Source organism: Vibrio sp. S9_S30, from assembly GCF_014694455.1.
Taxonomy (GTDB): domain Bacteria; phylum Pseudomonadota; class Gammaproteobacteria; order Enterobacterales; family Vibrionaceae; genus Vibrio.
The window spans coordinates 1-11,476 of record NZ_JAAUWT010000039.1 but is presented as its reverse complement, the minus strand read 5'-3'; the positions used below and the strand labels follow the sequence as shown (position 1 = coordinate 11,476).

Below are 11,476 nucleotides of genomic sequence, written 5' to 3'. Positions count from 1 at the left end.
AGCTTGGCTTTTGAATCGCCCTTCCCAAAAATGCCCAGTACAGCCGTCTTCTTTGTTGGCTTGAGCGGCAATAAATTGATTCAGCAAGCGCATAAACCAACTGATGCTGGTTAAGCGCTCTCGCCACATATCAATAATCTCACGGATTTTGACTTCTTCTGCTTCTGAGAGGGTATCTTGTTTCAGCCATTTTTGAATCAACGTAGGCGGCGTGTGAAAACTTAACCATCGGTCGCAAATCTCTTGGTCAGAAAGGGCTTTTTCACGTTCAACATTGATATGAAGAACAACATGGTAGTGGTTGCTCATAATGGCGTAGGCGCAAACATCAATACAGAATACTTGGGAAAGCTTAAGTAGCCGCTCTTCAATCCAACCCCGCCGATGTTCACAGCATTGTTTTCTTTCAAAATCATACCCACAAAGGAATGAACGGCGAACGCAACGAGATACACAATGGTAATAAGGTGTGGCATCAAGGCTTATTAGTTGAGAGCGTGCTTTAGTCATAGGGATATAGGAATCACGTTTAATAAAAACTTACACCACCATAAGACGAATTCATACATTAGAACAGCACCCTATTTGTGAAACATGAATCCCCAAACAGAGCTATGCAATTGACAATATTATACTTTTCTTAAATTGACTGTCCTCGTTTTCACTCGTTCAATTAGTAAGTTTAAGCTCCTTCTCTCTTATCGTTATATTTATTTTATGGCTCAACCCTAATACAACTCAGTAGGGGCAATGCGCAAAAATGGCACTTGAGCTTACAGATTCAAAGTGTGAAGTAGGATATTACTCCTTATCTTTTAAAGTGTTATTCAAATCGCTATATTGTGTTCCAATAAAAATAATTGGAACAACGTCATGCTAGAAATTTCACATGAAGCTTCTCTGAAAAGAGCAATGAAAGAGGGTGCATTGCTGCCGCTAGTCGGTGCAGGTGTGTCAATGGCTGTCAAAAGTAAACAAGGAAAAGCGGTTTTTCCTAGTTGGACCCGCTTGCTCGAGAATGCATCCGAGTACATGGACGAAGAAGACAAGGACTTTTACCTTGGCTTTGTTAGGCGTGGTCGGCTCCTAGAGGCGGCAAAAGAAGCAAAAGGCAGTATTGTCGGTGAAACCTGGTATGAATTCTTAGAAGATCAATTCAACCCAGATCTTGATACCTGCGATCAAACCAGCTTTGACTTGGCACGCGCCGTATGGAAAGTGAGCAAGCAAATCATCACTTTAAACTATGATCGTGTATTAGAGCATGTAGCGCCAGCCAGCAATGCTCGAATTCTTCGGAACTCCTCTACAGCTCCACTCAAACAAATGATGACAGCCAGTGACAATAGTATGATCTGGCATCTTCATGGTCATATTGATGAACCGGACAAGTTGGTTCTTACCCCACAGAGTTACGAGTTCCTATACGGAGAGGACAGTAAGTACGAAGCCGCCATCCAAACGTTTAAGCAAGTTGTGGCAACGCGCAGTTTGTTGTTTATCGGCAGCAGTATGGAAGATACCGAGATCCTTGCCGAAATGATGGTTCAGCACGAACTGTTTAATGGGAATTCCAAAGTGCATTTTGTGTTGGTGCACAAGGATCATGTTGCCCTCATGAACGAAAAGTTGAAAGCCTTCAACACAATTAAGCTCATTCCTTTTTCTGGCTATGGTCAGCCACTTATTGATACGCTCCATAAGATTGCCGACCTAGGCAATACTATGGATAACGAATCAAATAATCAGCCCTCTCCACCACAAATAAGCAACGTACAACCTGCCCTTAAAATCGCGTATCTCAGTGCCAAACCTTTCGACCAAACACTGGGCAATTTTGCCGCCATAGAGAAAGAGATAAAGAAATCGCCGCCATTTGATATGTCTAGTTTTCCCCTTACGGAAGAAAACTTACATTCGCTTGATGGGTACCAATATCTTGTACTGGTATGCCACATAAAGAAAAACAAACTCATTATTGAAAATGAATGGTGTGGCAGCACACGTATGCCCCTTTCTGAATTTGAACAAAGCATTGACGCTGAAGAACTGAAAGGCGTGATCGTCATATGTGATGAATTACCAAGCCAACAAGCTTTAAGCCGTATTGCACTGCCAATGCTGTTTATTCCTGAGCTATGTGGCTCTACCTCACTCGTTAAGAAGATCTGGTTCCAACTTTTTAAAAAGCAGTCGTTTACATTGTTTGAAGAGGTTGGTGCACTCGTCAACACCAGCCAATTTGATTTGGGAGAAAAAGTCAAACAGTTCAACGGCTTATTTATGAATCATACCAGACGCCTCCCCATGGATATCTCGAAAGATGAAGTCGCCAAATTTGTCGGTAGGCAACAAGATTTAGAAGAATGCAGCCGAAAGCTCTTTCAAGCCACTGAGCAAAATGAATGCTTGACGATTTTAGGCACTGGTGGGTTAGGTAAAACATCCCTCGTTAAAAAACTCGCCTTTGAATACAACGAACGCGGACTATTTGACAATGTGACCTTCATAGACTGCGAACATTTGGTGAACTATAAGCAGTTTCATTGGCATATCGCGAGTGCGTTTGATCTGGAAGATGCCGTCAACGTGATCGAGCATATTGAAGAAAATGTCGAGTTTCAGCAAGGTCATCGCTTAATTATTATTGATAATGCCGAAAGCTTACTCCAACTTGAAGATCGTGCTTTAGTTCTGGATTTGATTCGCCAGATGAATGAATACGCCACGCTACTCGTAACCAGCCGAGAAACGCTGGGTCTCTCATCAGAATCCACTTACCAACTGCGAGATTTTGTCGCAGAAGAATCCTTAGCATTGTTCGAGCAAAAATCGAAGCAGACGTATTCTGAACGCGAGAGAGTGTACTTAAAGGAAAAAATACTCAAAGAGTTATTGGATCATAATCCGTTGGCTATCTCTCTTGTTGCAAGCACAATGGTAAGAGGCAAAAATCTAAAAGAACTGAAAGAAGATTTGGACAACAACTTCTTCGACGTGGTTAAAAAAGCACAGTCTGAAGGCATTGAGCCAACCGATAAAAATATTGATAGAAGATACTCCATCTACAACTGTATCGACTACTCATATAAAAAATTACCGCCAGTTGCAAAGGAAGCACTGGTCAAACTCTCTTATTTCCCAGATGGCATTGATTTAGGCAACTTTAAGAAATTAACAGGGAAAGACGCCAAAGCACGTGGCTCTGCACCAATCAATGACACCACCATTAAGTTACTTCAGGATAAGTCCTTAGTTCAAACTAGCCAGCAGTTCATCCGCTTGCACCCTTTGGTTGCAAGGTTTGCCAAAGGTCAAATGACCCCCTCTGATGAATCAAGCTACATCAAAGTTATTTTTGACTATCAGCTAAATTACGTTTTAGCACTTAGCACACTCTCCAATGATTACTCGGTAGAAAAGCAAATAAGGGCGAAATCCATTACTGCCAAACAAGCCAGAAATTTTGGGCAAATCCTTGCATCACTGACCCCAGAGCTGGGTGAAAACGCTGTGCTTAATTACATTCACCACTCTGTCCACCTATTCAGCACAATAGAAGAATATTCTATTATGAATAAGTATTTAACCCAGAGTAAGGATAATTTCAAAGAGAATAAGAACCTATATAAATACATCAAGTTGGTTATTTTAAAAAACAACTACTATATGGGGGATTTTAAAACGTCTCTTCGCCACTTTAAACACCTTCTACCACTTAAGGAGTGTCTAGAGCTTGACCTAAATAATAATGTAGAAGTGGAAATATTCAGGATAACCATGCTCGTATATGGTAATGAAGGGGCTGAATATGCCCTAACAAAATACTACACTAAAGGCTACTTCATTGGACCGATATACGATGGAAACTTAGTACACTTAGGCGTATTTAACCCAATACTAGCAAAATTAAGTGTGACTAATTTCAATTCACTCTTTGTAAGAATTGCGTGCGGAGAGGCGACCATAGCGGATATTAACGCAGACATCGACACCTTACACCCCAAAGCTCACATTCAGTATGCTCGTCTTCTCACTTTAAAGTCGAAATATACCGAGTTAAGCGATAAAGAAATCAGCAGGATTGTCATCGTCAATCCTTATACCAAGGGTGTTAAGCTGTTACTGCAAGCTAAACAATCTTCCGAACTGGAAGAAGCTAACCACCTGTTTAGTCAAGCATTACAAGAGCTAAAACACACCAAATTCGCGTACACCGAAGCCCTGCTGGCGTACGCCACTTGGATTAAAAAGCATCAACTGGATGGGCTGATTGATGTTCTAAATGAAGGGTTAGAGTGTGCCCAAAAACACCACTATCGATATTTGCAACATTGTTTAATCAACTTAAAAAACAATACGCATCATCCCTATGATGAAAGTCAATATCCTTTTCCAGACAATGAAAACTTCATAGAATTTATAACCAAATGCATTCAACATTGTAAACGTACTAGAAAAAGATAATTCTCCAATTTAGGTTAAAGAAGGAAAGAAGATTAAGCTATGGATTCTTAGAAGATATAGCATCGGCTAAGAATCCTAGCGATGAGCAATCGGGTTTCCCCAATAAAATCAGAAGAGAACAAATAAATGGAACACACATTTTAAAAAACTTGAAGAACTTATCCTTCTACCTTTTCATCTATTTGAGCGTCTCATTGAGCCACGGTTACCATTACAATGATTCAGCTTAGTCAATGCTCAATATCCTATTTTTTGAATTTCCAATAGGCTAAACACGGTGGTGAAATAGTCTGTTGATAGTATGCGGATCTTGTCTCATTTCTTACAGCTTTTAAATAAGTCAGTTCAAGTCCAGCTGTTGAAAGATAAGTATGCCTCACTTTATGGGTTCACGATGAATAATGAATCCGACTTACTCCGATTTTAGGTGGTTCACCAATGCATTTCATTTTCCGTCTTTCGGCTTATCTCTCCATTCTGACGTATTTCTTTCTTTTCCGTGCCCCAATCTCCTTTACGCCCAATAAAGTGGTTTATGGCGGTAAAAAGAAAACCATGCCAGAGGAAGTAGAGAACATACTGAACGAAAGATTGAAATCGGGATAAGCGGTTAGCTAACCATTGAAATATATTTTTATGTTGGCTTATTCTCATGAGATATTTTCACTTAAGACAAGGCAAAACCCCGAACCAATAACGGGTTATTGGGAGAGGGTTCAACGCAGTATTCAGTAAAAAGAGCCAATAGAAAGCAGGTGTTATCCCGAGTTCAGGTTATCTAGTGGTTTGTGCTTTCAAAAATCTTATCCGCCGATGCCGCCACAAACCCTGGGTACAGATCGCCATTGCTCATCGGATAGCGCTTGGCAAATTCATAAAAGCCTCCCGGCACAATTTCTGTTATTCCTGCAAACGTCACCGGCACTTTATCCGCCATTGTGGAAGATTGCTCCAGCAAAACCTCAGCAGACCCTTTCACTTCACCACCAAACTCGTTGATGGTAAAACTGGCTCGCCTTAAGTGATCATTCACTTGTTTCACTTCTTCGAATTGATTGAGCTGGTTCACACTCACCGTAAAATGGTTCGCCCCATAACCATGAGCGGCTACCCAACCTGCATACTCACTTTCTGCTGCCAAGGCTAAATAGTCTTTATAGGTGATATCCCACAACCGTCCGCCATACAAAAACTCATGACCTTCCAGCTTCGACGTGTCCACTTTTTCCACCAGTTTTGCCACGATCTCTTGCAGTTCCGTTGAGCACTTATGCACTTCCAATGCACTAATAAAGACTTTAGGAAATGTTGGGTTTGAGTGCTCGAAATGTTTGGCAACCAACTTTTTCGACTCAAACACGTAGTCGCCAGCAGGTTGGTACCCCAATTCCAACAACGGTCTAGCCAGAGTCTCCATCCCCAATAGTTCGACACCAAATGTACGTAAAGCAATGTGGTCGTTAATCAGGGCTTCGTCTTCTTCTAGTAAGTCATGGACTTTTAGCGCTGAAGGGCAAAGACGGCTCGTGTAATCTTGCCAAAGTGAAGCAAATAAATTTTCTGGCGACATGACGCCTCCTTATTGGATCTGGAATGATTTGTTGGTATGCCCAAACGCATTCGCTTGGGTATAAAGCACCAAAGACATCAACAGGCTTTTTTGTTGATGATCAGGTTCAGTTGAACGACGTATTCTTGCTATCAACCTTACTTTGAGCGCTTAACTGTGTGAAATATGTTATTTTTATGTTATCCATAGAATTTACCTATGACTAAAATGAATTTTGATGAATTGACATATATTAGGTAAAGAAGAATGGAATTAAGAACATTACGTTATTTTATAAAAGTGTATGAGATTGGCAGTGTCAGCGGGGCGGCCAAGCACTGCTTTGTTTCACAACCTTCAATCACCACAGCAATAAAAAATTTGGAAGCGGTACTCAACACCACGCTTTTTGTTCGCCATGCCCGTGGCGTGGTGCCAACACCTGCTGCGATACAGCTTTACCCTGAAGCACAGAAAATGATCGATAGCGAGAAAAGCATTCTCCAAATCTTTCACGAACAACCCATAACCGTCCCTCTCAGGCTAGGAATAATGCGCTCGTTAGGTGCTAAAAGAATGAGCATACTGCTTCAGCACCTGAGCGAAGACATCGAACATTTGGAGCTCACACTGGTTGACACGAATGAACCATGTGACGCTCGAATATTAGTCGGCACTTCTCATGTCAGCGACGATCAGTTTGTGCCCATTTGGGAAGATCTCTACCAATTGGCACTTCCCCACCACTGGGCTGAAGCACAGAAAAAGAGTTTGGACTTTGAAGATTTGAATGGCATGCCATTCATTCATCGGGAACCATGTATGGCACTCGATACCTTGAAAGACAGCCTACTGCAAAGAGGGATCCAATTGAACACTCGGGCCAATATCCGAACCATTGATTACGCATGGCCACTTGTGCAAGCAGGCGTGGGGGCGGCATTGCTGCCCAACTGGACAGAAATTACCAGCTCAGAATGCATAGCACTCAGATCCATCAAAGGGTTTGACTGTTCGCTCTCTGTCGGCATGGCCGTTACCGTAAGCCAGCGCTCAAATCCGTTAATGGACAGAGTGATTGAGAGCTGCCGCCGATTTAGCGATGCTGTTTAAAGGCGCATCAACTTCTTGAATAGTGGCTTTGTGGTCGCCCACTCCCCTTGTTTAAGCATTTATCTCAATTTTAATTATTGACTAAAAATTAACACTACCATAAAAGATAACGCCATCTTCCCTATCATCCTTAGGCTTCTCGTCCAAACCCTAATGAGATGTAAAAATGAAATTTGAACGTCCCGTGGCACTTCTTTTAACCATCGCGTTGGCCTCTCCCTCTGTCTATGCCAACACCATTGATAATTTGGTTGCGGATTTTGTAAAACGCATCGAGCAAAGCGGCTGTTCGGTCGATCTCTCCGATTTAGAAACATCGCAATCCATTTCACAAAGCTTAGGTGTCAGAGTAAGCCCAACTCTCCATTTAATGAAAAACTACCTCATCACGCAGGGCACCATTGAAGCACAAGAAAACGATGACGAAATTTCAGCAAAAACGCCATTGTGTGGTGGCGATAGAATGGTCCCTAAACCCACAGAAAGGCTAAAAAATGCGCTGCTTGAATCGAGTCAATGCTCATTCAATAAAAAAGAGTTCAGAAGCTTGCTCAAAGCGTCAAATATTGGGAGCTGGGAGGGCTCAGGTGCGCTCAATGCGTTAACCAAAATTGGCGATGTGGTTCAAGATAAACAAGCAGACACCATCAAGATAACTGTTGGACAATGCAGTTAGGATCGGTTGGCTGAACCACTCTTCCTAAACATCAAAAAGGAGCCCTCAAAGAGTGCTCCTTTTTTTATCCCTTGTAAGGGCAATGCCGTTAAAAATACCTTATTGAGGGTTCAAACCCAGCTTCTGAAGCACCAGTTTGAAGTTTGCACGGCGCTCAGCAATCGCGTGAACGCTACCACTGATTGGGCAAGCATCGTCTGGGCAACCACGGTTAACAATACCAGAAACCGCATCCACAAACTGAGTCCCTACCATGCCACCATCAACGTACGCTTTCAGTTCGTCATGGTAGTTCCAAGCCGCGTAAGGACCGCCCACATCGCTGTAGTTTTGTACCGACGTCATCCAGAAGAACAGACCAGCAATCCACTTGATCTCCGTGTTCTCTTCCGTAGAACAAATCAGCTGAGGGTTAGAACACAAATCAAGATCGGCATACAGTGGGTTTGCAGGAGCCGCTTCAACGTATGTGCCGTCGATTGTCTTACCAATGGTGTCTGGATCAACATGGCTACGACCAATGAAGTGGTTCAACGTACCAAAGTTCTGGCGACCTGTGGTTTGGATAACACCTCGACCCCACCAGCCACACCCTTCGATGGACTGCTGGCTACTGCCATCCCATAAGAAAGCACCGGCTTTTTGACCTGCGTAGATTTCACACTTCGCACGTTCCCAGACTTGCTTATTCTCATCAATGGTCTGAGGGCTCACCATACAGTGTTCACCGTTAATGTCCCAGCGACCCGCCGCCCCTGCGACCATTTTGCCTTCTTCTTTCAGCACCGCATCTGGAGCCACAAAGATTGGAGCAGGTGCACCGTACCAAGAAGCGTGCGTGTTCGCTGAAAGCTCAAGCTTGTTGTTACGAGGACACGAATAAGGGTGGTCGTTACCCGTGATAGGGTTCACGCCATAGTCTGCGTATTTCTGATCGAGCTGACCACAAGACGCACTGTTCGGGTGATTCGCTGGTGCACCGTATTTGATCTCTGCCCAGTTGTTCTCATCACATGCGTTGTAACGGATGGTTTCCTGCATACTTTGAGATAAGAACGCTGCAATCGCTACTTTCGCGTATTTTTTGTTGGTCTCCACGTCTGCATTAGGATCGATCAGCCAGAATTGGTTACCCGCCACACCCACGTTGTGCATTGAATTCAACGCCTTCAGGAAATCTTTCCACTTGTAGATGGTCGATGGTACCCATTTGTTACCCGGAAGCTCATACAAGAAGGCTTCATTATTCATAACGGTTTCAGCGCCTTCTAAATCCGCATTTAGAGCGGCAACGCTTGTTAATGGTGTGGTAACAAGGCTTTCTGGTACGTAGTACAAAGGAATAGGGTTCGCTTGGTAAGCGGCGACTTTGCCCTTCAACCAGTCCGTATTTGTCGTTGCAGACACGACCGGTGTCGCGGTATCACTCCCCCAAAGAATGGAAAATACATTACTGTGTGCTGCACGGCGAAGTTGGCTTACCCCCCAGTCGTGAGACTCTTGCTCCACCAAAGAAGCAACAGATGACACGCCATACGTTGTACTGTCCAGTGCAATAGAGGCGACATCGCTGCGTAGGTTCGCGGATGTATTACCCAAAGACTTATCGCCCATGAAGAAGCTTGCCGCTGTACCTGCTTGAGCCGCAACGTCGTAGCTACCCGTTTGTGACGTGGTCGCAAGGTGAGCGCCCGGCAACTTGTAAAGCATCGCTGGCACGTCGATAGAATCGGTGACCTGCTTAACGTAAACAAGGTAGTTATCCCAAGCAATAGGACCGAATGCGTGCTCCGCACGGCCGGCATTGGAAAGGCCATTGCTGCCACTTTGCTTGAACACTAAGAAATCCGGTTTCGCTGCTGCGTCTGCGTAAGCGCCTGTCCAGTTTACGAATGAAACCACCGATTGAGACGCCGCGTTCCAAGTAGAACGTAAGCCTGCGTAGTCTTTGTGCACCCAGCTTGTAGTACCCGGATTAGAAACGCTGAGCGACCAACCGTAAGACACGTCTTTTGCGAATTGTTCCATCACAAAGTTTTGGGAAGCCACCCAACCTTTAACGTTGTCATCTAAGTTAGCGACAGCCGCATCGATAGCCGTTAGGTTATACAGGCTAGAAATGCTTTGTGATGTGCCCGCCGCGTCCGTGACCGTCAGTGCCGCTGCATTGGTCATCGCTTCACGCAGTGCACGCTTAACTTGCACTTCCGTCAGCGCCGTACCCGTACCGAATGCCGAGGCAAATGTGGTGTCTTTGTTTGCTTGCCATGTTGCCAATAAGTCTTCATTCAGAACAATAGAGCCCGGAGACGTATGAGCCGCATCTTTAAAGGCCTGAACCTGAGCCGCAATTTGAATGAGGTTTTGGTAGTGAGCAACCAAGTTAGCGTACGTCAGAATGTCGGCATCGCCCAAACCAGAAGCCGTAGAAACCGCAGCAACTGGCACGATAGCTTCGCCCCCGTTAGCCTTTTCAACGTCTCTTGCTTGCTTCAGCGTCGCTAACGCATCCGCTGCATTGGTGACAACACTGAATACAGAATCCACCTTGGCACTGGCTAGCGCACCGTTTAACGCGGCTGAATTATCGGTAAACGTCCCCATTGCAAGGGTACTTGGCCAACCAGCAACCTTTAGGTTGACTGGGTCTTTACGAATTAACAGCGAGGCGGTTGGCGTGATCGTTCCTGTTCCCGCGTCAGGATTTGTACCCGGATCGGTGCCTGTGCCTGGATCGGTACCCGTGCCATTACAATCAAAAGCGAATGTCCAAGAACCGTCTGAACCTGGCGTAGTACTGGTATACCAGTTTGCCGTGTAGGCTTTGCCTAAGTGTTGCATTTGGTCGCCTGCTTTCGCATGGTTTGGGTTGCCCGCCCAATCGAGATGTGGCCAATTAGGGTATTCATTGATGCCCGCACAAGCATCAGCGGCGAACGCACTGACAGGGCTAATGGCACCAACGGCTAAAGAGACGGCAAAGATGAGTTTATTTTTTTTAAAGATAGTCATTAAATACTTCGCACCTTGGATGTAGGATGTTTAACGTCACGAGCTTCGTAGTTACTCAGAACTTAGATGAATCACTCGAAGTCACTTAATTGGATCTATCCATATGTTGCTTAGAGAAGTCGATGTACTCAAATGAGTATTTACTTAACAGTGGTACTTTTCGAGTGACCGCACAGTGAAAATGTATACATAAGAAAACAGCAACGCACTTTGCCCAACGAGGTCATACATTTCATATTTTTCATGTAATTACTAGAAATGCGATGAATGTTATAAAATCAGACATTTCCTCTTACCACTTAGAATCCATAAATCGTGACACCGATCCAGGCACATTCTCGCTACCTAAGCAATTATTCGCCCACACACAAGCAACTATTCGCTTTCCCAACTTTGAGTAAAAGGGTAACCAACTGTTTTAAATCCATTTTTAACCTTGGCACATCCCTTGCTTTTTAAGCCTAAAGATCTGGCCACTGGCTGTTGGATCTCGTCATGGATTATTGTTTGGGGCTTCGTCCCAACTTATGAGGACTGCATGGGCACCTTAAACTTCTCATTGGATGTCGAAGGACTGGCTTCGGATACCTTGATTGTGCGCGAGTATCAGGGGCTAGAATCCCTCTCGGATTTTCAAGGCTGTCATGGCTTTCGCTATC

The 11,476-nt window shown here is 44.2% G+C and carries 6 protein-coding genes and 1 pseudogene; 4 read left to right on the top strand and 3 right to left on the bottom strand.

Going from position 1 to position 11,476, the window contains the following annotated elements; translation table 11 throughout:
* Nucleotides 1-510: pseudogene (locus HC752_RS23080) on the bottom strand (alpha-amylase family glycosyl hydrolase); the annotation flags it as partial.
* 363 nt (nucleotides 511-873) lie between these two features.
* Between HC752_RS23080 and HC752_RS23075 the strand changes: the two are divergent.
* Together HC752_RS23075 and HC752_RS23070 are read left to right on the top strand one after the other, a co-directional pair.
* The gene (locus HC752_RS23075; RefSeq protein ID WP_190337549.1) at nucleotides 874-4,467 is read left to right on the top strand and encodes an SIR2 family protein; all 3,594 of its coding nucleotides are present in this window, start codon (nucleotides 874-876) and stop codon (nucleotides 4,465-4,467) included.
* A 438-nt stretch (nucleotides 4,468-4,905) separates the two neighbouring features.
* A complete protein-coding gene (locus tag HC752_RS23070; protein ID WP_190337548.1) occupies nucleotides 4,906-5,073 on the top strand; it encodes a hypothetical protein in 168 nt (55 codons plus the stop codon).
* A gap of 172 nt (nucleotides 5,074-5,245) precedes the next feature.
* On the opposite strand, the gene HC752_RS23065 is transcribed toward HC752_RS23070, so the two are convergent.
* Nucleotides 5,246-6,037 carry a DUF1338 domain-containing protein gene (locus HC752_RS23065; protein WP_190337547.1) on the bottom strand — a complete coding sequence of 264 codons (792 nt, stop codon included), beginning with the start codon at nucleotides 6,035-6,037 and terminating at the stop codon, nucleotides 5,246-5,248.
* A 246-nt stretch (nucleotides 6,038-6,283) separates the two neighbouring features.
* Between HC752_RS23065 and HC752_RS23060 the strand changes: the two genes are divergently transcribed.
* Entirely contained in the window at nucleotides 6,284-7,129 is an 846-nt protein-coding gene (locus HC752_RS23060; protein ID WP_190337546.1) for a LysR family transcriptional regulator, read from the top strand.
* 166 nt (nucleotides 7,130-7,295) lie between these two features.
* Nucleotides 7,296-7,805, top strand: coding sequence for a hypothetical protein (locus HC752_RS23055; RefSeq protein ID WP_190337545.1), 510 nt, complete (start codon nucleotides 7,296-7,298; stop codon nucleotides 7,803-7,805).
* A gap of 99 nt (nucleotides 7,806-7,904) precedes the next feature.
* On the opposite strand, the gene HC752_RS24865 is transcribed toward HC752_RS23055, so the two are convergent.
* Nucleotides 7,905-10,817 carry a cellulose-binding domain-containing protein gene (locus HC752_RS24865; protein WP_190337544.1) on the bottom strand — a complete coding sequence of 971 codons (2,913 nt, stop codon included), beginning with the start codon at nucleotides 10,815-10,817 and terminating at the stop codon, nucleotides 7,905-7,907.
* Nucleotides 10,818-11,476 lie beyond the last annotated feature (659 nt).

Coding starts and splice junctions, on each gene's coding strand:
- HC752_RS23075 (WP_190337549.1), top strand. CDS start 874: ATGCTAGAAATTTCACATGAAGCTTCTCTGAAAAGAGCAATGAAAGAG.
- HC752_RS23070 (WP_190337548.1), top strand. CDS start 4,906: ATGCATTTCATTTTCCGTCTTTCGGCTTATCTCTCCATTCTGACGTAT.
- HC752_RS23065 (WP_190337547.1), bottom strand. CDS start 6,037: ATGTCGCCAGAAAATTTATTTGCTTCACTTTGGCAAGATTACACGAGC.
- HC752_RS23060 (WP_190337546.1), top strand. CDS start 6,284: ATGGAATTAAGAACATTACGTTATTTTATAAAAGTGTATGAGATTGGC.
- HC752_RS23055 (WP_190337545.1), top strand. CDS start 7,296: ATGAAATTTGAACGTCCCGTGGCACTTCTTTTAACCATCGCGTTGGCC.
- HC752_RS24865 (WP_190337544.1), bottom strand. CDS start 10,817: ATGACTATCTTTAAAAAAAATAAACTCATCTTTGCCGTCTCTTTAGCC.